Source organism: Pseudomonas sp. GW821-FHT09C09 (assembly GCF_059418105.1).
Genome location: NZ_JBWKPF010000004.1, coordinates 419251 through 441071 on the forward strand (window position 1 = coordinate 419251; position 21821 = coordinate 441071).

General features: G+C 61.5%; 22 protein-coding genes and 1 tRNA gene. 12 read left to right on the plus strand and 11 right to left on the minus strand.

The window, feature by feature from the left end:
• The first annotated feature begins 63 nt into the window (after window positions 1-63).
• Both glnL and ntrC read left to right on the plus strand, forming a co-directional pair.
• Complete coding sequence (gene glnL / locus AC07NR_RS15375) at window positions 64-1149, plus strand: nitrogen regulation protein NR(II) (RefSeq protein WP_085712779.1); 1086 nt, start codon at window positions 64-66, stop codon at window positions 1147-1149.
• Window positions 1146-2582 carry a nitrogen regulation protein NR(I) gene (gene ntrC, locus AC07NR_RS15380; RefSeq protein WP_085712778.1) on the plus strand — a complete coding sequence of 479 codons (1437 nt, stop codon included), beginning with the start codon at window positions 1146-1148 and terminating at the stop codon, window positions 2580-2582. Before glnL ends, ntrC begins: the two co-directional genes overlap by 4 nt.
• Before the next feature lie 410 nt (window positions 2583-2992).
• On the opposite strand, the gene AC07NR_RS15385 is transcribed toward ntrC, so the two are convergent.
• A complete protein-coding gene (locus tag AC07NR_RS15385; protein ID WP_248738622.1) occupies window positions 2993-3433 on the minus strand; it encodes a hypothetical protein in 441 nt (146 codons plus the stop codon).
• On the opposite strand from AC07NR_RS15385, the gene AC07NR_RS15390 reads away from it, so the two are divergent.
• A complete protein-coding gene (locus tag AC07NR_RS15390) occupies window positions 3432-3887 on the plus strand; it encodes a tRNA (cytidine(34)-2'-O)-methyltransferase (RefSeq protein WP_114881098.1) in 456 nt (151 codons plus the stop codon). The two genes, AC07NR_RS15385 and AC07NR_RS15390, sit on opposite strands and share 2 nt — an antisense overlap.
• 61 nt (window positions 3888-3948) lie before the next feature.
• On the opposite strand, the gene secB is transcribed toward AC07NR_RS15390, so the two are convergent.
• Genes secB through AC07NR_RS15405 form a run of 3 tightly spaced genes read right to left on the minus strand, consistent with a single transcriptional unit; the run spans window position 3949 to window position 5157 of the window.
• Complete coding sequence (secB, locus tag AC07NR_RS15395) at window positions 3949-4434, minus strand: protein-export chaperone SecB (RefSeq protein WP_085712776.1); 486 nt, start codon at window positions 4432-4434, stop codon at window positions 3949-3951.
• Between the two features lie 53 nt (window positions 4435-4487).
• Window positions 4488-4742 carry a glutaredoxin 3 gene (gene grxC / locus AC07NR_RS15400; protein ID WP_085712775.1) on the minus strand — a complete coding sequence of 85 codons (255 nt, stop codon included), beginning with the start codon at window positions 4740-4742 and terminating at the stop codon, window positions 4488-4490.
• A 1-nt stretch (window position 4743) separates the two neighbouring features.
• Entirely contained in the window at window positions 4744-5157 is a 414-nt protein-coding gene (locus AC07NR_RS15405) for a rhodanese-like domain-containing protein (RefSeq protein WP_085712774.1), read from the minus strand.
• Between the two features lie 153 nt (window positions 5158-5310).
• Here AC07NR_RS15405 and gpmI point away from each other — a divergent pair, with 153 nt between their 5' ends.
• The 5 genes from gpmI (at window position 5311) to AC07NR_RS15430 (ending at window position 11895) form a co-directional block, all read left to right on the plus strand.
• Window positions 5311-6837 carry a 2,3-bisphosphoglycerate-independent phosphoglycerate mutase gene (gpmI, locus tag AC07NR_RS15410; RefSeq protein ID WP_119428658.1) on the plus strand — a complete coding sequence of 509 codons (1527 nt, stop codon included), beginning with the start codon at window positions 5311-5313 and terminating at the stop codon, window positions 6835-6837.
• A 136-nt stretch (window positions 6838-6973) separates the two neighbouring features.
• Window positions 6974-8278, plus strand: a complete 1305-nt coding sequence (locus AC07NR_RS15415; protein WP_495078886.1) for a murein hydrolase activator EnvC family protein — start codon at window positions 6974-6976, stop codon at window positions 8276-8278.
• A 31-nt stretch (window positions 8279-8309) separates the two neighbouring features.
• Entirely contained in the window at window positions 8310-9629 is a 1320-nt protein-coding gene (locus tag AC07NR_RS15420; RefSeq protein WP_085712771.1) for a S41 family peptidase, read from the plus strand.
• A gap of 2 nt (window positions 9630-9631) precedes the next feature.
• Window positions 9632-10408 (plus strand): divergent polysaccharide deacetylase family protein, encoded by a 777-nt coding sequence (locus tag AC07NR_RS15425; RefSeq protein WP_495078887.1) that lies wholly within the window; start codon window positions 9632-9634, stop codon window positions 10406-10408.
• A 107-nt stretch (window positions 10409-10515) separates the two neighbouring features.
• Window positions 10516-11895, plus strand: a complete 1380-nt coding sequence (locus AC07NR_RS15430; RefSeq protein WP_248738626.1) for a Vps62-related protein — start codon at window positions 10516-10518, stop codon at window positions 11893-11895.
• Here AC07NR_RS15430 and AC07NR_RS15435 read toward each other — a convergent pair.
• The 7 genes from AC07NR_RS15435 to AC07NR_RS15465 all read right to left on the minus strand — a co-directional run bounded on the left by AC07NR_RS15435 (window position 11876) and on the right by AC07NR_RS15465 (window position 17710).
• Window positions 11876-12631: a substrate-binding periplasmic protein gene (locus AC07NR_RS15435; protein ID WP_248738627.1), complete on the minus strand. Its 756-nt coding sequence runs from the start codon at window positions 12629-12631 to the stop codon at window positions 11876-11878. The two genes, AC07NR_RS15430 and AC07NR_RS15435, sit on opposite strands and share 20 nt — an antisense overlap.
• A 73-nt stretch (window positions 12632-12704) precedes the next feature.
• Complete coding sequence (hisF, locus tag AC07NR_RS15440; RefSeq protein ID WP_007909211.1) at window positions 12705-13475, minus strand: imidazole glycerol phosphate synthase subunit HisF; 771 nt, start codon at window positions 13473-13475, stop codon at window positions 12705-12707.
• Window positions 13476-13484: 9 nt separating this feature from the next.
• Complete coding sequence (hisA, locus tag AC07NR_RS15445) at window positions 13485-14222, minus strand: 1-(5-phosphoribosyl)-5-[(5-phosphoribosylamino)methylideneamino]imidazole-4-carboxamide isomerase (RefSeq protein WP_248738628.1); 738 nt, start codon at window positions 14220-14222, stop codon at window positions 13485-13487.
• Window positions 14223-14264: 42 nt separating this feature from the next.
• Window positions 14265-14522, minus strand: coding sequence for a DUF2164 domain-containing protein (locus AC07NR_RS15450; RefSeq protein WP_085712766.1), 258 nt, complete (start codon window positions 14520-14522; stop codon window positions 14265-14267).
• A complete protein-coding gene (hisH, locus tag AC07NR_RS15455; protein WP_085712765.1) occupies window positions 14523-15161 on the minus strand; it encodes an imidazole glycerol phosphate synthase subunit HisH in 639 nt (212 codons plus the stop codon).
• Complete coding sequence (gene hisB, locus AC07NR_RS15460) at window positions 15161-15754, minus strand: imidazoleglycerol-phosphate dehydratase HisB (RefSeq protein ID WP_085712764.1); 594 nt, start codon at window positions 15752-15754, stop codon at window positions 15161-15163. The genes hisH and hisB overlap by 1 nt, the downstream gene beginning before the upstream one ends.
• A 291-nt stretch (window positions 15755-16045) precedes the next feature.
• Window positions 16046-17710, minus strand: coding sequence for an OFA family MFS transporter (locus AC07NR_RS15465; RefSeq protein WP_085712763.1), 1665 nt, complete (start codon window positions 17708-17710; stop codon window positions 16046-16048).
• 354 nt (window positions 17711-18064) lie between these two features.
• Here AC07NR_RS15465 and AC07NR_RS15470 point away from each other — a divergent pair, with 354 nt between their 5' ends.
• The 4 genes from AC07NR_RS15470 (at window position 18065) to AC07NR_RS15485 (ending at window position 21808) form a co-directional block, all read left to right on the plus strand.
• A complete protein-coding gene (locus tag AC07NR_RS15470; protein WP_495078888.1) occupies window positions 18065-20296 on the plus strand; it encodes an AsmA family protein in 2232 nt (743 codons plus the stop codon).
• Window positions 20293-21360 carry an A/G-specific adenine glycosylase gene (gene mutY / locus AC07NR_RS15475; protein WP_192552731.1) on the plus strand — a complete coding sequence of 356 codons (1068 nt, stop codon included), beginning with the start codon at window positions 20293-20295 and terminating at the stop codon, window positions 21358-21360. Before AC07NR_RS15470 ends, mutY begins: the two co-directional genes overlap by 4 nt.
• Window positions 21357-21629, plus strand: coding sequence for an oxidative damage protection protein (locus AC07NR_RS15480; protein WP_085712761.1), 273 nt, complete (start codon window positions 21357-21359; stop codon window positions 21627-21629). The genes mutY and AC07NR_RS15480 overlap by 4 nt, the downstream gene beginning before the upstream one ends.
• Window positions 21630-21732: 103 nt before the next feature.
• A tRNA-Phe gene (locus AC07NR_RS15485) sits at window positions 21733-21808 on the plus strand.
• The last annotated feature ends 13 nt before the right edge of the window (window positions 21809-21821 follow it).

Consider the following 21821-nt stretch of genomic DNA (forward strand, 5'->3'; position numbering starts at 1 on the left):
TTTGCATTTTCCTCGCACCGGCGCTTCGTTTCTCGCGCACGCCTTGCTCCAAAAGAGGTCCTGATGACCATAAGCGACGCACTCCACCGATTGCTGCTCGACAACCTGACCACCGCCACCATCCTGCTCGACGCCGAATTGCGCCTCGAGTACATGAACCCGGCGGCGGAGATGCTGCTGGCCATCAGCGGTCAGCGCAGCCATGGCCAGTTCATCAGCGAGCTGTTCACCGAATCCACCGAGGCGCTCAATTCGTTGCGCCAGGCGGTGGAACAGGCGCACCCGTTCACCAAGCGCGAAGCGATGCTCACCGCCCTCACCGGCCAGACCCTGACCGTCGACTACGCGGTGACACCGATCCTGAGCAGCGGCGCGACCCTGCTGTTGCTGGAGGTTCACCCCCGCGATCGCTTGCTGCGGATCACCAAGGAAGAGGCGCAACTGTCGAAGCAGGAAACCAGCAAGATGCTTGTGCGCGGCCTCGCCCACGAGATCAAGAACCCGCTGGGCGGCATTCGTGGTGCCGCGCAATTGCTGGCCCGGGAGCTGCCGGAAGACAGCCTGCGCGACTACACCAACGTGATCATCGAAGAGGCCGACCGCCTGCGCAATCTGGTCGACCGCATGCTCGGCTCGAACAAACTGCCGTCGCTGGCCCTGTGCAACGTCCACGAAGTGCTGGAGCGCGTCTGCCAGCTGGTCGAGGCCGAAAGCCAGGGCTGCATCACGCTGGTGCGCGATTACGACCCGAGCATTCCGGACGTGCTGATCGACCGCGAGCAAATGATTCAGGCGGTGCTGAACATCGTGCGCAACGCGATGCAGGCGATCAGCAGCCAGAACGAGCTGCGCCTGGGCCGCATCAGCCTGCGCACCCGCGCCATGCGCCAGTTCACCATCGGCCATATCCGCCATCGTCTGGTGACCAAGATCGAGATCATCGACAACGGCCCGGGGATTCCGGCGGAACTCCAGGAAACCATTTTCTTTCCCATGGTCAGCGGCCGTCCGGACGGTACCGGACTCGGCCTGGCCATCACCCAGAACATCATCAGCCAGCACCAGGGCCTGATCGAGTGTGACAGCCATCCAGGCCACACCACCTTCTCGATCTTTCTGCCACTGGAACAAGGAGCCACATCGACATGAGCCGTAGTGAAACCGTGTGGATCGTCGATGACGACCGTTCTATCCGCTGGGTCCTGGAAAAAGCCCTGCAACAGGAAGGCATGACCACCCAGAGCTTCGACAGTGCCGATGGCGTGATGAGCCGCCTAGCCCGCCAGCAGCCGGACGTGATCATCTCCGACATCCGCATGCCGGGTGCCAGCGGTCTGGATCTTCTGGCGCGGATTCGCGAGCAGCACCCACGACTGCCGGTCATCATCATGACCGCACACTCCGATCTGGACAGCGCTGTCGCCTCCTATCAGGGCGGCGCTTTCGAATACCTGCCCAAGCCGTTCGACGTCGACGAAGCGGTGTCGCTGGTCAAGCGCGCCAACCAGCACGCCCAGGAGCAGCAAGGCCTGGAAGTGGTGCCGGCCCTGACCCGCACCCCGGAAATCATCGGCGAAGCGCCGGCAATGCAGGAAGTGTTTCGCGCCATCGGGCGCCTGAGCCACTCCAACATCACCGTGCTCATCAACGGCGAATCCGGCACCGGTAAAGAACTGGTGGCCCATGCCCTGCACCGCCACAGCCCGCGTGCGGCCTCGCCGTTCATTGCGCTGAACATGGCGGCGATTCCGAAAGATCTGATGGAATCCGAGCTGTTCGGCCACGAGAAAGGTGCGTTCACCGGCGCAGCCAACCTGCGTCGCGGGCGTTTCGAACAGGCCGATGGCGGCACGCTGTTCCTTGATGAAATCGGCGACATGCCGGCAGATACCCAGACCCGACTGCTTCGGGTGCTGGCCGACGGCGAGTTCTATCGCGTTGGCGGGCACGTGCCGGTCAAGGTCGATGTGCGGATCATCGCCGCGACCCACCAGAATCTGGAAACCCTGGTTCACGCCGGGAAATTCCGTGAGGACTTGTTCCACCGCCTCAACGTGATCCGCATCCATATCCCGCGCCTGTCGGACCGTCGCGAAGACATCCCGACCCTGGCCAAGCACTTCCTCAGCCGCGCCGCGCAGGAGCTGGCGGTGGAGCCTAAGCTGCTGAAAAGCGAGACCGAGGAATATCTGAAGAACCTGCCATGGCCGGGCAACGTGCGGCAGCTGGAAAACACCTGCCGCTGGATCACGGTGATGGCGTCCGGGCGTGAAGTGCACATCGGCGACCTGCCGCCGGAGCTTCTGAGCCTGCCGCAGGATTCAGCACCGGTGACCAACTGGGAGCAGGCGCTGCGCCAGTGGGCCGACCAGGCCTTGGCACGTGGTCAGTCGAGTCTGCTCGACAGCGCGGTGCCGGCGTTCGAGCGGATCATGATCGAGACAGCGTTGAAGCACACTGCCGGGCGTCGCCGTGACGCTGCGGTGCTGCTGGGCTGGGGCCGCAATACCCTGACCCGCAAGATCAAGGAGCTCGGCATGAAGGTCGATGGCGGGGATGACGATGAGGGTGATGAGGGCTGAGATTCAGTGCCGGCCTGCACCGCCGCAAGGCACCGTGACCCGTAATCGGGCACGGTCGCTAGCTCAACCTGGTATCGCAACACGCTGAAAAAACCATCCAGTGAAAAGACGAAGGCCCCGTATTACGGGGCCTTCGTCATGGTGCAGGGCTTTTTTGTTTCAAAACGATAAAAACTGGCACGTCCCCTGCAATAACCCTTTCAGGTGATTCGATTCACCCACCCTTTCGGGGGCCTTGGTACAGGCAGGCCGGGGATTCCCCTCTTTACACCGGACTCGAAGAGTCCACCCTTTTGGGGCCCTTGATACAGGCAGGTCAGGGGTTCCTTCTTTACACCGGCTCAGCACGCCATGCGATGAGCCCGCCCGTTTCGGGAACCTTGGTACAGGCAGGCCGGGGATTCCCTCTTTTATTGCTCCCGGAGACGGATCTCCAGCCGCCAGCGGTCATCGACCGCCTGGCCGGCCCACTCCCCTTGCAGCGGCCGCGCCGCCAGCACCGTCAGCAGTAAACCACCGTCACTCAATCGCGTCCGCCAGTTCCCGTCTTTGCCGTTGATCTTCAACTGGCCCTTTTGTGCCTTGCCCTCGGCCTGAAACAACAGGGCGAGCGTGCCATCGACGATTTCGCCATGCAGCTTCGGCTCATTGTTGAACCAGACCGCCAGACCGCCATCGATCACCTCGACCTGTTGCAATACGCTGGGGTCGGGGGTGGTCAAGCGGCCGATCATCATCCCGACCATCAGGCCGAAAATCGCCAGCGAACCCATGACTCGCGGGAATAGTTTCGAACGCGGGTCGGCTGGCGGCGTAGAATGCGCGTCATCTTTACCTTCGGAGCCGTGCATGTTTCACGTCATCCTTTTTCAACCGGAAATTCCACCGAACACCGGTAACGTTATCAGGCTGTGCGCCAACAGCGGCTGCCACCTGCATTTGATCGAACCGCTGGGCTTCGAGATGGACGACAAGCGCCTGCGTCGTGCCGGTCTCGACTACCACGAGTACGCCACGCTGCAACGCCACGCCGACCTGGCCAGTTGCCTGGAAAGTCTCGGCCACCCACGGCTGTTCGCCTTCACCACCAAGGGTTCGCGACCGTTTCACGATGCCGCGTTCGTCCCGGGCGATGCCTTCATCTTTGGCCCGGAAAGCCGTGGCCTGCCGCCGGAAGTGCTGGACGCCCTGCCCGCCGAACAGCGCCTGCGCCTGCCGATGCGCGAAGGCTGCCGCAGCCTGAACCTGTCCAACACCGTGGCAGTGGCCGTGTACGAAGCCTGGCGACAGAACGGCTTCAAGTAACGATCACCGCCCATGAAAAAAGCGCCTGTAACGGCGCTTTTTTCGTTGTTGCATCGACCGCTTACTGAACGGTCGGAGTCTCGCCGGCTTCCTGCATGCGCTGCAGCTCTTGCGCGTACAGGGCGTCGAAGTTCACCGGGGCCAGCATCAGGGCCGGGAACGAACCACGGGTCACCAGGCTGTCCAGGGTTTCGCGAGCGTACGGGAACAGGATGTTCGGGCAGAACGCACCCAGAGTGTGGCTCATCGAAGCCGCGTCCAGGTTCTTGATCAGGAAGATACCGGCCTGTTGCACTTCAGCGATGAAGGCGACTTCTTCACCGTTTTTCACGGTCACGGACAGGGTCAGCACGACTTCGTAGAAATCGCCTTCCAGCGCTTTCTGACGGGTGTTCAGATCCAGACCGACGGTCGGGTCCCACTGCTGGCGAAAGATCGCCGGGCTTTTCGGAGCTTCGAAGGACAGGTCGCGAACGTAGATGCGCTGCAAGGAGAATTGCGGTGCGGTTTCTTCTTCGCTGGCTGCAGTGTTCTGTTGGTCAGTCATCTCAGATCCTTTCTGATCTTGGGTCTTTTGGGTTCTTGGTGAGGTGCAGCAGTTCAGGCCTTGAGCAGCGCGTCGAGCTTGCCGGCGCGCTCCAGGGCGTACAAATCGTCACATCCGCCGACGTGGGTGTCGCCGATCCAGATCTGCGGCACGGACGTGCGTCCGGCTTTCTGGGCCATGGCGGCGCGCACTTGCGGCTTGCCATCGACCTTGATCTCTTCGAAGGCCACGCCTTTGTTCGCGAGCAGGTACTTGGCGCGCGAGCAGTAAGGGCAGTAATCGCTGGAGTAGACGATGACTTCGCTCATATCACTTCACCAGCGGCAAGTTGTCGCCTTTCCAGCTGGAGATCCCGCCGGACAGCTTGGCGGCGGTGAAGCCGGATTTCATCAGCTCGCGGGCGTGGGTGCCGGCAGTCTGGCCCAGGGCGTCGACCAGAATGATGGTCTTGGCCTTGTGCTTTTCCAGCTCGCCGATGCGGGCGGCCAGCTTGTCCTGGGGAATGTTCACCGCGCCAACGATGTGACCGGCGGCGTATTCCTTGCTCGGACGGATGTCCACCACCACGCCGGCTTCCTTGTTGACCAATGCGGTCAGCTCGCCCGTGCTCAGGCTTTTACCGCCGCCCTGCACCGTATGCGCCAGCAGCAAAGCCAGCAGTACGACGAAGATACCGACAAGAATGTAGTGGTTAGTGGCAAATTCAATCAGGTGAGCAACCATCGAAGGAGGTTCCAGGGCGTTAAAATGTCGGCCAGTATACACAGCCACTATGGTCGGCCAAACCCCGTCCGGCGGTGACGCCGCAGGAACTTAGCTTTAAACTGCCACTCCCTTTTCCATCGCCCTCTTCTTTATTAGCCACGAGTGGATTCCATGACTACCACGCCTAAACCTTTGGTCCTGATGATTCTCGACGGCTTCGGTCACAGCGACAGCCCCGAATCCAACGCCGTCTTCGCGGCCAAAAAGCCTGTGCTGGATCGCCTGTGGGCCACCGTGCCGAACGGCCTGATCTCGGGCAGCGGCATGGACGTCGGCCTGCCGGACGGCCAGATGGGCAACTCCGAAGTCGGCCACATGAACCTGGGCGCCGGCCGCGTGGTGTATCAGGACTTCACCCGCGTGACCAAGGCGATCCGCGACGGTGAGTTCTTCGAGAACCCGACCATCTGCGCCGCCGTGGACAAAGCCGTGGCCGCCGGCAAGGCCGTGCATTTCATGGGCCTGCTGTCGGACGGCGGCGTTCATAGCCACCAGGATCACCTGATCGCCATGGCAGAGTTGGCCTTCAAGCGTGGCGCCGAAAAGATCTACCTGCACGCCTTCCTCGACGGCCGTGACACGCCGCCGAAAAGCGCTGCTTCGTCGATCGAACTGCTCGACGCGACCTTCCAGGCACTCGGCAAGGGCCGCATCGCCAGCCTCATCGGCCGCTACTACGCCATGGACCGCGACAACCGCTGGGACCGCGTATCCCAGGCCTACAACTTGATCGTTGATGGTAAAGGCGAATTCAACGCCGCCACCGCCCAGGAAGGCCTGGAAGCCGCTTACGCCCGTGGCGAGAGCGACGAGTTCGTCAAGGCCACCAGCATCGGTGAGCCAGTAAAAGTTGAAGACGGCGACGCCGTGGTGTTCATGAACTTCCGCGCCGACCGTGCCCGCGAGCTGAGCCGTGTGTTTGTCGAAGACGGTTTCAAGGAATTCGAGCGCGCACGCCAGCCAAAAGTGCAGTACGTGGGCCTGACCCAGTACGCCGCCAGCATCCCGGCCCCCGCAGCCTTCGCGCCGGGCAGCCTGGAAAACGTGCTCGGCGACTACCTGGCGAAAAACGGCAAGACTCAACTGCGTATTGCCGAAACCGAGAAATACGCCCACGTGACCTTCTTCTTCTCCGGCGGTCGCGAAGAGCCGTTCCCGGGCGAAGAGCGCATTCTGATCCCGTCGCCGAAAGTCGCCACCTATGACTTGCAACCGGAAATGAGCGCGCCGGAAGTCACCGACCGCATCGTCGATGCCATCGAGAATCAGCGCTACGACGTGATCGTGGTCAACTACGCCAACGGCGACATGGTCGGCCACAGCGGCGTGTTCGAAGCAGCGGTGAAAGCCGTGGAATGCCTGGACACCTGCGTCGGCCGCATCGTCGAGGCCCTGGAAAAAGTCGGCGGTGAAGCCCTGATCACGGCCGACCACGGCAACGTCGAGCAAATGGCCGACGAAGCCACCGGCCAGGCGCACACCGCGCACACCACCGAGCCGGTACCGTTCATCTATGTCGGCAAGCGTGACCTCAAGGTCCGTGAAGGCGGCGTACTGGCGGACGTGGCGCCGACCATGCTCAAGTTGCTGGGCCTGGAAAAACCGGCGGAAATGACTGGCACTTCGATTCTGGTCTGATATCAAAAACGCCCTGTAATCAGCCTGAAACGGCTTTTTATGACGAACGCCTCAAAGCAGTTGGCTTTGAGGCGTTTTTTTTGCCGCGTGGGGCGGGCATACTAGGCCGTCCCTTACCCTGGTGCCGCCCGCCCCTATGCTTCGCGTCCTGATCGCCCTCGCTCTGACATGCCTGCTCCAACCGGCCTTCGCTGACGAGCGTGCGCAAACCCAACAGCAGTTGGACGCCACGCGTCAGGACATCGCCGAGCTGAAAAAGCTGCTGGGCAAGCTCCAGGAAGAAAAATCCGGGGTGCAAAAGGAGCTCAAGGGCACCGAAACCGAGATGGGCAAGCTCGAAAAGCAGGTCGATGCCCTGCAAAAAGAGCTGAAGAAGAGCGAATCCGAGCTGCAGCGGCTCGATGCGGAGAAAAAAAAACTCCAGAGCGCGCGCACTGAACAGCAGCGACTGATCGCCATCCAGGCCCGCGCGGCCTACCAGAACGGCCGGCAGGAATACCTCAAGCTGCTGCTCAATCAGCAGAATCCCGAGAAATTCGCCCGCACCCTCACCTATTACGACTATCTGAGCCAGGCCCGCCTGGAGCAGTTGAAGAACTTCAACGAAACCCTGCGTCAGCTGGCCAATGTCGAAAAAGACATTTCCTCGCAGCAAGCCCAGTTGCTGGTGCAGAAAAGCGACCTCGACACCCAGCGTGACGCCCTCGACAAGGTTCGCAAGGAGCGCCAGCAAGTTCTGGCCAAGCTCAATGACGACGTGAAAGCCCGCGACCAGAAACTGGCCGCCCGCGAGCAGGATCAGGCAGACCTGTCTAAAGTCCTTAAAACCATTGAAGAAACCCTGGCCCGCCAGGCCCGTGAGGCAGAAGAAGCGCGGCAGAAAGCGCTCATCGCCCAGCAGGAAGCCGAAAAAAAGCGTTTACGTGAGGCCCAGGCCCGCGCCGATGCGGACTCGGACACCAGCGACGCCCCGCGAAAACAAGCCAGACCCACACCTGGCGCGCTGGTTTCCAGCAGCGGCGAGACGTTCGGCGGCCCTTTTGCTGCCACCCGGGGAAAACTTCCATGGCCGGTTGATGGTCGACTGCTGGCACGCTTCGGTGAAACCCGTGGCGACGATGCCCGCACCAAGTGGGACGGCGTGATGATCAGCGCCGCCGCCGGCAGCCAGGTGCACGCCGTACACGGCGGGCGCGTGGTGTTTGCCGACTGGTTGCGCGGTGCCGGGCTGCTGGTGATCCTCGATCACGGCAACGGTTTTCTGAGTCTTTACGGTCATAACCAGACGCTGCTGAAGTCGGCTGGTGACGTGGTAAAAGCCGGTGAGTCCATCTCCACTGTCGGTAGCAGTGGCGGGCAGGACACACCAGCGCTGTATTTCGCAATTCGTCAGCAGGGTCACCCGAGTGATCCGGCGCAATGGTGTCACGCGCAAGGATAAGCGCGTCGCCTAATTCAGGAGTTCGTTCGACATGCTGCATTTGTCCCGCCTTACCTCGCTGGCCCTGACGATCGCCCTGGTGATCGGCGCGCCTCTGGCGTTTGCCGCTCAACCGGCCCCGGCTGTCGCTCCGGCAGGCACTGCCGCGACTTCCAAGGCCCCATTGCCGCTGGAAGAGCTGCGCACCTTTGCCGAGGTCATGGACCGGATCAAGGCCGCCTATGTCGAACCGGTGGACGACAAGACCCTGCTGGAAAACGCCATCAAGGGCATGCTCAGCAACCTCGACCCGCACTCGGCCTACCTTGGCCCGGAAGATTTCACCGAACTGCAGGAAAGCACCAGCGGTGAGTTCGGCGGCCTGGGCATCGAAGTCGGCTCGGAAGACGGTTTCATCAAGGTCGTGTCGCCAATCGACGATACGCCAGCGTCGAAGGCCGGCATCCAGGCCGGTGACTTCATCGTCAAGATCAACGGCGCACCGACCCGCGGCCAGACCATGACCGAAGCCGTGGACAAGATGCGCGGCAAGATCGGCCAGAAAATCACCCTGACCCTGGTCCGTGACGGCGGTACGCCGTTCGATGTGACTCTGGCCCGTGCGGTGATCCAGGTGAAGAGCGTCAAGGCGCAACTGCTCGAGTCGGGTTACGGCCTGATCCGCATCACCCAGTTCCAGGTCAAGACCGGCGAGGAAGTCTCCAAGGCCCTGGCCAAGCTGCGCAAGGACAACGGCAAGAAGCTCAACGGCATCATCCTCGACCTGCGCAACAACCCGGGCGGTGTGCTGCAGGCAGCGGTGGAAGTGGTCGACCACTTCATCACCAAGGGCCTGATCGTCTACACCAAAGGCCGGATCGCCAACTCCGAGCTGCGCTTCTCCGCCACCGGCAAGGACGAAAGCGAAGCGGTACCGATGGTCGTGCTGATCAACGGTGGCAGTGCCTCGGCCTCGGAAATCGTCGCCGGCGCCCTGCAGGACCAGAAACGCGCCGTGGTCATGGGCACCACCAGTTTCGGCAAGGGCTCGGTGCAGACCGTGCTGCCGCTGAACAACGACCGTGCGCTGAAGATCACCACCGCGCTGTACTTCACGCCGAATGGCCGCTCGATCCAGGCCCAGGGCATCGTCCCGGACATCGAAGTGCGCAAGGCCAAGATCACCAACGAGGCGGACGGCGACTACTTCAAGGAAGCCGACCTGCAGGGTCACCTGGGCAACGGTAACGGCGGCGCGGACAAACCGACCGGCTCCGGCGGCAAGCCGAAAGCCATGCCGCAGGATGACGATTACCAGTTGGCCCAGGCCCTGAGCCTGCTCAAAGGCCTGAGCATCACGTCCGGCCGTTGAGGATGTCTTTGCGTTTCGTCTTTGCCCTGCTGTGCTGTCTGGCGGGTGCTGTTCACGCAGAACCTGCCAGACCGACACCGCAAAAAGCCTACCTGACACTGATCATCGACGACCTGGGGCAGAACCTGCCTCGGGATCGTCGCGTGCTGGCCCTGCCCGGACCGGTCACCACGGCGATCATGCCCGACACCCCGCACGCCACCGAATTCGCCCGCGAAGCCCATCGCGCCGGCAAGATCGTGATCCTGCACATGCCGATGGACCCGGCCACCGGCCCGTTCGCCTGGCATCCCGAACTGCCCATCGAAGAGCTTGAGAAGCGTCTCGACGCTGCATTCAAAATGGTCCCGTACACCGCCGGCATCAACAACCACATGGGCAGCCGCATGACGGCACAACCGGTGGCGATGGCGTGGTTGATGGGCGAGCTGCAACGCCGCCACAAGTTCTTCGTCGACAGCCGCACCAGCGCCCAGACCGTCGCTGCGCAACAAGCGCAGAAGATCGATCTGGCGAGCGTTTCGCGGGACGTGTTTCTCGATGACGAGCGCACCGAAGCGGCGATCTATACCCAACTGCAGACCGCGATCACTCTGGCGCGTAAACAGGGTTCGGCGGTGATGATCGGCCATCCTTATCCACAGACGCTGGCGGTGCTGGAGCAGGAGCTGCCGAAGCTGAAAGCTCAAGGCATCGAGTGGATCGACATAAAGCAGATGATCAGTGTGCGCAGCAATCGCGCCACGGCCGCTCATGGCAAAGACGGTGTCTATCGCTAATGCCGGCCCATACATAGTTACCGCCAGCCCCCTCACCCACTTCCGGATAGTGAAACCTGCAACCGGTAGCGACTCAGCCGAGTCGCCTTTCACTATCAGGAATTACCATGACGATCAATGACAACAACGCCGCCCCTTCGCGGCCAATGGAACCCATCAAGCTCGACAACCTGCTGATCAGCTTCACCACAGAATTTCAGCGGGTGTGGGACACCAAAAACCTTCGCTCGAGCCCGGCCGGCTTCTGGCGCCCCGCCCCGCCCCCCGATGTGTTGCCGGGTTATTTCTCGATGGGCGATATTGCGATTCCCGGATTTGCCAACATCAACGGCACGAACGTTGCGGCCGTTGTACGAGAGGCGGACTCCCCGAGCATCGACAGCACCAAGGGCAAAGCACTCAGGCGGCCCGACAACTTCGAACTGGTCTGGAAGGACTCAGGCTCGGGCGCAAAAACCTACGTCTCGATCTGGCGCCCGATCCCTCCTGAAGGCTACGTCGCTCTTGGTCTGGTATGCGCCAGTGATCATGAAAAACCATCGGTCAATTCGGTACGTTGCGTACGTATGGATCTGGTAACGCCTGCCACTGCCGGCCCGTTGATCTGGAGTGATAAAGGCAGCGGCGCAAAGCAGAACTTCAGCGCTTGGAGTATTGAGCCACCGATCGCGGAAGCAGGAGAAATCTGCTTTTTACCCGGCACGTTCACCGGCGTGCAGAGCCATTCCAGACCTTCGTCATACCTGGCTTCCTACGCGTTGCGAGTACCGCTCACCGTGCAGTCTAACGCCGCGCCAGCAACCCCGATGCTGTCGGGGTTCGGATCGCCCTCCCCCATCGAGCCGGCTACGGTTACTCAGGTCACCCGGCTTCCGTGGTTCGCAGTCAGAGACGATATGCACCCGCTCGAACAGCTGCGGCTATCGCCGTACTACCGCCTTGAAAGAGCGGATCGGTACGTGTTGGTCGGTCACGAGCATAACGCGGGGGACCAATATCGATCTGTCAAATGGACGGCAGCGCGGGCTCAAAATGCGTCTTTACTGCAAGTGTTCAATCGACTGACAGCCATCGAGTTCGACAGGGCCTGGCCGATCAGGACACCCGGTGATAACTGGGCGATACGATTTTCGGCCAGCCTGACCAAAACCTTCACTCACACCGAAACATCGTCCGGCGGATGGGGGAAATTCTATCCCCTGGAGGTTGTCGCCCTGGCAGCGAAAAACACGATGGTTGCGGTATATCAATTGCAGAGCGAGTACCGGCTGCTGCGTGTGGACAACACGGCAGTGACATTCGGCGTCGAGTACAGCGATGACGAAAGCCTCTTTCTGAGCCAGTACCCGTCCGAAAAAGACGCCGTGATCACCTGCCCCTCGCCGAAGGCATCCGATCATGAACAGGGCGAGGCCTCTTTCGGGCAGGATGAAATCCCCGTCCTGCCGACGGAACAAGTGATGGTGACTACAGATACCGCCCCATGATCTCGTCGACCACGCCGTCCTTGCGCATTTGATCGAGCGCGGCTTGAAGTTTGGCAACGGCGGCGTCCGGCACTTCCTTGTTCAGCGCCAGATACAGTTCGGCGCTGTTGAAGCGCAGCACAGTCTTCAGCCCGGTCACGCCATCCTGCCGAGCCAGATAACGCCCGGCAGGATCGCCGGTGGCCCAAAGGTCGATCTGGCCGCTGACAAGCTTTTTGGCGTTGTCCTGATCGCGCAATACCACCACCGGCTTCAGGCCCTGCTTGGCCAGGGTCTCGGCAATCGCATCGCCCTTGTAAGCGCCGATCTTGTATTTGCGCGCGTCATTGAGGGTTTCGAGGGTGATCTTGCTGTCGGCCTTGGCCAGCATGACCCAGTCATCCGGGCCGATCGGGCCGACCCATTTGAACAGGGTCTCGCGATCCGGCAGACGCGCCATGACGAAAGCACCGTAACCGGGATTCTCCAGCGCCAGCTTGTAGACCCGCTCCCAGGGGAAGCGCAGGGTCAGGCTGTAAGTGATGCCGGCACGCTTGAACATCTCGCGCACGATGTCCGTGGCGATGCCGTTGATGTTTTCGTCCTGGGCGAAATTCTTGCCGTTCTTCGCCATGTTGTACGGCGGGAAGTTTTCGGTGAGGAGCACCAGATCGGTGTCGGGATTTTCTGCGGCGTGGCCAGTGTTGATCAACAACACGGAGGCACTGGCGAGGGCGAGAAGCAGGCGTTTGATCATGTCGGGCTACCGAAATCCATGGCGTGCCCAAGAGTGCCTCGGGTACGCCATGCTGTCCACTGGCCTGTATGGTTTAACGCATTACGATGCCGCGTTTAGCCATGTAGGCTTTGGCTTCCTGAACGGTGTATTCGCCGAAGTGGAAAATACTCGCCGCCAGTACTGCACTGGCGTGGCCTTCGAGAATCCCGTCAGCCAGATGCTGCAGGTTGCCGACGCCACCGGAAGCGATCACCGGAATGCCCAGCGCATCGCTGATGGCGCGAGTCACGCCAAGGTCGAAGCCGTTTTTCATGCCGTCCTGATCCATGCTGGTCAGGAGGATTTCACCGGCACCCAGGCCTTCCATTTTCTTCGCCCACTCGACCGCGTCGAGGCCGGTCGGTTTGCGGCCGCCGTGGGTGAAGATTTCCCAGCGCGGGGTTTCGCCCGGGCCGGACACCTTCTTCGCATCGATGGCGACGACGATGCATTGCGAACCGAAATGCTGCGCCGCTTCGCCGACGAATTCCGGGTTGAACACGGCAGCGGTGTTGATCGACACCTTGTCCGCACCGGCATTGAGCAAGTTGCGGATGTCCTGCACGGTACGTACGCCACCGCCGACGGTCAACGGGATGAACACCTGGCTGGCCATGCGCTCGACGGTGTGCAGCGTGGTGTCGCGACCATCGACGCTGGCGGTGATGTCGAGAAAGGTAATCTCGTCGGCACCCTGCTCGTCGTAGCGACGGGCGATTTCCACCGGGTCGCCGGCGTCACGGATGTTCTCGAACTTCACACCTTTGACGACCCGGCCGTTGTCCACGTCCAGGCAAGGGATGATGCGTTTGGCCAGCGCCATGGTCAGTCCTCAGCCTTGGTACGAGTCGCAGAAAGCTTGCGCTTCGGCGACGTCGAGAGTGCCTTCGTAGATCGCCCGGCCGGTGATTGCGCCGATGATGCCTGGCGCCTTGGCGTCGAGCAGCGACTTAATGTCACCCAGGTTGTGAATGCCGCCGGAAGCGATCACCGGGATCCTGGTGGCAGCAGCCAGCGCGGCGGTGAACGGTACGTTGCAGCCCTGCATCATGCCGTCTTTGGCGATGTCGGTATAAACGATCGAGGACACGCCGTCAGCTTCGAACTGCTTGGCCAAGTCGATGACCTGCACCTGGCTGATTTCAGCCCAGCCATCGGTGGCGACAAAACCGTCTTTGGCGTCGAGGCCGACGATGATCTTGCCCGGGAACGCGCGGCAGGCTTCGGCAACGAACGCCGGCTCTTTAACAGCCTTGGTGCCGATGATCACGTAGCTCACGCCAGCCTTGACGTAGTGCTCGATGGTTTCCAGCGAACGGATGCCGCCGCCGATCTGGATCGGCAGGTTCGGGTAGCGCTTGGCAATCGCGGTCACCACTTCGCCGTTGACCGGCTGGCCTTCGAAAGCGCCGTTCAGATCGACCAGATGCAGACGGCGGCAACCGCCCTCCACCCACTTGGCAGCCATGCTCACCGGGTCATCGGAGAACACTGTGGAATCTTCCATGCGGCCCTGGCGCAGACGTACGCAGGCACCGTCTTTGAGATCGATAGCGGGAATAATCAGCATCTGGCAAACCTTCAAATTTGAATGTTCAGCTTGGCTCGGAAATCAGTTTTTCTCGAGCGCCCACAGGTCGCTTTCGATGCTTTCAAACCGCTCCTTGAGGTGGGTCTGCACATCGAAAATCGCCCTGTTGTAATAGTGCGGAGCAATTTCGCGGGTAAACAGCTCAAGAATTTCCGCCGCCTCGAACGAACCCAGGTCCAGTTCGAAACGATCCTCCATGAACCGCTGGATCTTGCGATTGGCGTCGCTTTCCTGCTCGGGCGTGAGGGTCAGGATCGGCGGTTTCTTCTTGGCGGCCATTTACCAGCGACCGTCCCACGCTGCGAAGTTCTGCAGCAATTGCAGGCCATGGGTATGGCTCTTCTCCGGGTGGAACTGCACGGCGAAACGCGACCCTTCGGCCAGCGCTGCGGCGAAATCGACACCGTAATGACCGCTGCCGACCACTTGGCGCGGGTTACCGGCGGCGATGTAGTAGCTGTGCACGAAGTAGAAACGCGCCAGGTCCGGAATGTTGTGCCACAGCGGGTGATCCACCGACTGCTTCACTTCGTTCCAGCCCATGTGCGGGACTTTCAGGTGCTCGCCGTCTTCATGCAGGTCTTTGCCGAAGAACTTCACCGCGCCCGGGAACAGGCCGATGCAGTCGACGCCGTCGTTCTCTTCGCTGGTGTCGAGCAAGGCTTGCATGCCGACGCAGATGCCGAGGAACGGGCGATCCTGGCTGACTTCACGTACCAGCGAGTCGAAACCGAGGCGACGGATCTCCGCCATGCAATCGCGGATCGCGCCGACGCCGGGAAAAACCACGCGGTCGGCTTCGCGGATCACGTCCGCATCGCTGGTGATCAGCACCTTGCCAGCGCCGACGTGCTCGAGGGCCTTGGCCACCGAGTGCAGGTTACCCATGCCGTAATCGATGACTGCAACCGTCTGCATTACAGCACGCCCTTGGTCGAAGGCATCTGGCCGGCCATGCGGTCATCCAGTTCGACGGCCATGCGCAGCGCGCGGCCGAAAGCCTTGAACACGGTTTCGATCTGGTGGTGAGTGTTGGTGCCGCGCAGGTTGTCGATGTGCAGGCTGACCAGCGCGTGGTTGACGAAGCCCTGGAAGAATTCCTGGAACAGGTCGACATCGAAACCGCCAACGGTGGCGCGGGTGTACGGCACGTGCATCTGCAGGCCCGGACGGCCGGAGAAGTCGATGACCACACGCGACAGCGCTTCATCGAGCGGCACGTAGGCGTGGCCGTAGCGACGGATGCCTTTCTTGTCGCCGATGGCTTGTGCGAAGGCCTGGCCGAGGGTGATACCGACGTCTTCCACGGTATGGTGGTCGTCGATATGCAGATCGCCCTTGCATTGGATATCCAGGTCGATCAACCCGTGACGGGCGATCTGATCCAGCATGTGCTCAAGAAAAGGAACACCGATATCGAATCGGGCCTTTCCGGTGCCATCAAGGTTGATCGAGGCTTTGATCTGGGTTTCCAGAGTGTCGCGCTCGACAGACGCCTTACGTTCGGCCATCACCAGCTCCGCAAAATCATTGGGCGAAAAAGGCAGCCATTATAGGGGCGCGGGGCCGAAACAGAAACACGAGACGTGATATGGCAGACGGATAGAAGCCCGTGTTGTCGGGGATAGACATGTCCATACAAGCCATTTCAGACAGCCCGAAACAACTGTGGGAGCGAGCTTGCTCGCGATGAGGGCCGCACATTCAACATCACTGTCGACTGTCAGACCGCAATCGCGAGCAGGCTCGCTCCCACAGGTTTTGGTGCTGGCCTGAGATATCAGGCCGGCAACTTCAGCTTTTTAGTGAAACAGAACCGCCGTCTTCTGCAGGGTCACCCACACACCCCACGCCAACGGAATCCCGACCACCAGCCACGCAGCGATTGCCAGCGGCTTGCTGCCCGGCGCGGCTTTCCACTCCAGCACAGTGCTGCTGTCAGCACCCTTGTCGTGGCCCAGCGCCTGCTCGGCCGCCAGTTCGGCGTCGGTCATGAAGTACTTGTCCGCCACCGGGCGCACCAGCAGGTTGCACAGGAAACCCAGCACCAGCAGGCCGGCGAGAATGTACAGCGTGATGTCGTAAGCCGCGGCGCGTTCAACGCCGATGCTCAACTGATATTCACGCAGATAGTTCACCAGCACCGGACCCAGCACGCCAGCGGCGGCCCAGGCGGTCAGCAGACGACCGTGGATCGCGCCAACCATTTGCGTACCGAACAGGTCGGCCAGATAGGCCGGAACGGTCGCAAAACCACCGCCGTACATCGACAGGATGATGCAGAACGCCGCCACGAACAGCGCAACGTTGCCCAGGTGACCGAGGTTCGGGATCAGCGCGTACAGCGCAAAACCCAGTGCGAAGAACACGAAGTAAGTGTTCTTGCGGCCCAGGTAGTCCGAGAACGATGCCCAGAAGAACCGACCGCCGATGTTGAACAGGCTCAACAGACCGGTGAAACCGGCCGCAATCGCTGCGATCGAGGCCAGTTGCCCGGCATCCAGCTGACCGAACGGCAGATCATTGCCCAGCAGCTTGCCGCCGAACACTTCCTGCAACAGTGGCGAAGCCATGCCGAGGATGCCGATACCGGCGGACACGTTCAGGCACAGCACCAGCCACACCAGACGGAATTGCGGGGTTTTCCACGCTACATTCACGTGAACGTGACGGTGGGTGATCATCGCATTCGAGGCTTTTTTCGCCGGTGCGGTCCAGCCTTCAGGCTTCCAGCCGGTTGGCGGCACGCGGTAAGCCAGTGCACCACCGATCATGAACACGAAGTAGATCGCGGCCATGGCCACGAAGCTCTGCCATACGCCCACGCCAGTCGGCGAAGCGAAATGGCTCATCAGTGCGGTTGCCAGTGGAGCGCCGACCATCGCGCCGCCACCAAAACCCATGATCGCCATGCCGGTGGCCATGCCGCGCTTGTCCGGGAACCACTTGATCAGGGTCGAGACCGGCGAGATATAGCCTAGGCCCAGACCGATACCGCCGATCACGCCGGAGCCGATCCACATCAGCCAGATCTGGTGAGTATAAATACCCAGCGCGGAAATCAGCAGACCGCCGCACCAGCACAGTGCCGATACAACGCCGGCCTTGCGTGGCCCGGCGTGTTCGAGCCAGCCGCCCCAGATCGCTGCCGAGCAGCCGAGGAAGATGAAGAACAGGGTGTAGATCCAACCGAGCATGGAGATCGGCCAGTCGCATTGCGACGAGAAGACTTGTGCGATGAAGCCCATGTCCGGCGCGCAAGCCACCGGTGCGGTGATGCCCAGCGCTTTGGACAGCGGCAGCCAGAACACCGAGAAACCGTAGGCCATGCCGATGCACAAGTGGATGGCCAGAGCGGCCGGTGGTACCAGCCAGCGGTTGAAACCGGGCTTGGCGATGATGCGTTCCTTGGACAGGAACGCAGGCTGGGCGGCGCTGAGGCCGTCCGCCGTGATGCTCGTGCTCATTGTGTATCCCCCAATTATTAGTATGTGTTCGTCAGCCGCTGCTCACCCCCGGCCTTTATGCACGCAGGCATGACCGTGTTAGTGGGTGGAGCTCCTTGAAGCGCGACCAAAAGTCGCAGAGGGACGGACGAACGGGCGAAGGTTACCATCTGCACGTGACAGAAAAACCAAACTGATATCACCTTTTTCGAGTCATCTGATCCCATATGACCGGGGAACCCTCCCGCCGACCGTTGTCGAAGCGCTGCACGCCGCGGTTCAAGAGGCTCCTCAGGACACCGCACCAGCACGGGGTCAGGCAGCGCTATACTCCCCGGCTAAATTACGAATTCGACTAACTACAAGGACTCGCCCATGAAAGCGTTCGGCAAAATCCTGGGTCTGGTACTTCTCGGGCTGTTGCTGATCATTGTGGCGGCGGGCTTCGCCCTGACCCACTTCTTCGATCCCAACGACTACAAAAACGAGATCCGCCAGATAGCCCGCGACAAGGCCCACATCGAGCTGACGCTCAATGGCGATATCGGCTGGAGCCTGTTCCCGTGGCTTGGCCTGGAATTGCACGAGGCCAGCGTCGCCACCCTGATCAAGCCTGACGAGCCGTATGCCGATCTGCAGATGCTTGGTCTGTCGGTGCGCGTGCTGCCGCTGCTGCGCCGCGAAGTGCAGATGAGCGACGTGCGCGTCGAAGGCCTGAACCTGCGCCTGAACCGTGACAAGAACGGCCACGGCAACTGGGAAGACATCGGCAAGCTGCCGACTGCCGCCCCTGCGCCGGGCAGCACCCCGCCAGCGGCCGCCGGCGAACCGGTCGCCGAAACACCTGCCCAGCCGGAAAAGCCACCGCAGCCGATCCGCCTCGACATCGACAGCCTGACCGTCAACAACGCACGGGTTGAGTACAACGACGAGCAGACCGGCAAGCAGTTCAGCGCCGAAAGCATCCAGCTGAGCACCGGTGCGGTCCACGATTCAACCAACATTCCGCTGAAAGCCACGGCGTTCCTCAGCACCAATCAGCCCGTGCTGCGGGTACGCACCGAGCTCAATGGCGAGCTGCGCATCGAGCGCGCCCTGCAACGTTACAAGTTCGAAGACCTGAAGCTCTCCGGCGAACTGACCGGCGATCCGCTGCAAGGCAAAGCCATGACGTTCTCCGCCCAGGGCCAGATGTTGCTCGACAAGGCCGCCAACGTCGCCGAATGGACCGGGATCAAGATCTCCGCCAACCAGTTGCGCGCACTGGGTGAACTGAAGGCCAACGATCTGGACAAGACCCCGCAAATCACCGGCGCGATCTCCATCGCCCAGTTCGACCTGGCGAAGTTCGTCGACAGCATCGGCCAGACCCTGCCGGCCATGGCCGAAGGCAGCCTGAGCAAGGTCGAGCTGGTCAGCCGTGTCGCTGCCACGCCCACCAGTCTGGCGCTGGACAACATCAACCTGAAACTCGATGACAGCAGCTTCAGCGGCCGCATCGCCGTCGAAGACTTCGCCAAGCAATCTCTGCGGGCGATCCTCAAGGCCGACACCTTCAATGTCGACCGCTACCTGCCGCCGAAATCGGAAAAAGCCGCCAGCGCCACCCAGGCGCGCCAGACCGAAGTCGCCAGCACCGAAGCCGATGCCATGGCCAGCGCCGGCAGCACCCCGCTGCCGGACAAACCGAGCAAAAGCGCCTGGAGCACCGAGCGCCTGTTCCCGGTGGAGCGCCTGAGCAAACTGGACGTGAACGCCGACCTGACCTTCGGCCAGTTGACCCTCGACAAATTGCCGATCCAGAACGCCGCACTGAAAGCCACCGGCCAGGGCGGCCTGCTGACCCTGGAAAACCTGCGCGGCGAGTTGTACAACGGCGAATTCGAAGCCAAGGGCACGCTGGACGTGCGCCCGAATGCACCGCTGTTGAACCTGCAAACCCGGATCAACCGCGTGCCGGTGGAAAAAATCCTCGAAAGCCAGGGCAAGAATCCGCCGGTCAAAGGCCTGGTGAACCTCACCAGCACCGTCACCGGTAGCGGCAACAGCCAGCAAGCGCTGATCGATACCCTCAACGGCAACGCCAGTTTCGTGATCAACAACGGCGTGTTGCTCAACGCCAACCTTGAACAGCAGCTGTGCAAAGGCATCGCCACCCTCAACCGCAAATCCCTGAGCGGCGAGCCGCGGGGCAAGGACACGCCGTTCCAGGAGCTCAAGGGCAACCTGACCTTCCGCAACGGCGTGGCCAACAACCCGGACCTGAAAGTGCGCATCCCGGGGATGACCGTCAACGGTGACGGCGACATCGACCTGAAAGTGCTGGGCATGGACTATCGCGTCGGCATCATCGTCGAGGGCGACACCAGCGCCATGCCGGACCCGGCCTGCCAGGTCGGCGAGAAATTCGTCGGTATCGAATGGCCGCTGCGCTGCCGTGGCCCTCTGGAGCTGGGCGCCAAGGCCTGCCGCGTGGACAACGAGCGCCTCGGCCAGGTCGCGACCAAAATGGCCGGCGACAAGCTCAGCGAAAAAATCGACGAGAAACTGGGCGACAAAGTCAGCCCGGAACTGAAAAACGCATTGAAGGGGCTGTTCAAGCGATGAGAGCGGAGCAGTTTTCCACGGCGGTACTGGAATGGTTCGACCGCCACGGCCGCCATGATTTGCCCTGGCAACAGAACATCACCCCGTATCGGGTGTGGGTGTCCGAGATCATGTTGCAGCAGACTCAGGTCAGCACCGTGCTCAATTACTTCGACCGTTTCATGGCCGCGTTGCCGACGGTCGAAGCCCTGGCCGAAGCGCCGGAGGACGAAGTGCTGCACCTGTGGACGGGCCTGGGTTACTACACTCGTGCGCGCAACCTGCAGAAGACCGCGAAGATCGTCGTCAGCCAGTACGGCGGCGAGTTTCCCCGGGATGTCGAGAAGCTCACGGACTTGCCGGGCATCGGCCTGTCCACTGCCGGTGCGATTGCCAGCATCAGCATGGGCCTGCGCGCGCCGATCCTCGACGGCAACGTCAAACGGGTGCTGGCGCGGTTTACTGCGCAAGAAGGCTATCCAGGCGAACCGAAGGTCGCCAAACAGCTGTGGGCCAACGCAGAGCGCTTCACGCCGCAGGATCGGGTCAACGCCTACACCCAGGCGATGATGGATCTGGGCGCCACGCTGTGCACCCGCAGCAAACCGAGCTGCCTGCTGTGTCCACTGGAAAAGGGCTGCGAAGCACACATGCTCGGCCTGGAGACGCGCTACCCGATTCCCAAGCCGCGTAAAGCCATCCCGCAGAAACGCACGCTGATGCCGCTGCTGGCCAACGAGGATGGCGCGATTCTGCTTTATCGCCGCCCGTCCAGCGGATTGTGGGGCGGTTTGTGGAGCCTGCCGGAACTCGACGACCTCGACGACCTGCCACACCTCGCCGCGCAGCACTCGCTGGAACTGGGCGAGCAGCAGGCGCTGCCAAGCCTCGTCCATACCTTCAGCCATTTCCAGTTGTCCATCGAACCCTGGCTGGTCCAGGTGCAGGAAGCCGGCGGTCACGTGGCCGAGGCCGACTGGCTCTGGTATAACCTCGCCACCCCGCCGCGCCTGGGCCTCGCCGCCCCGGTCAAGACCTTGCTCGAACGCGCGGCCGCCGTCTTGAATGCAGGAGAGTCGACATGACCCGCACCGTAATGTGCCGCAAGTACAAAGAACAACTCGAAGGTCTGGAGCGCCCACCGTACCCGGGCGCCAAGGGCCAGGACATCTTCGAACACGTCTCGGCCAAGGCCTGGGCCGACTGGCAGAAACACCAGACCCTGCTGATCAACGAAAAACGCCTGAACATGATGAACGCCGAAGACCGCAAATATCTGCAGGGCGAAATGGACAAGTACTTCTCCGGCGAGGAATACGCCCAGGCCGAAGGCTACGTTCCGCCAGCGGAATAATCAGCGGAAATCGGGGGCCTGATCGTAAGCGACGGAATTAATTTAAGAAATTTTAAAAAAGTCGTTGACGTAAATCCGAAAAACCCTTTTAATGCGCCCCGTTGCCCAGATAGCTCAGTCGGTAGAGCAGGGGATTGAAAATCCCCGTGTCGGCGGTTCGATTCCGTCTCTGGGCACCAAATACCGAAACCC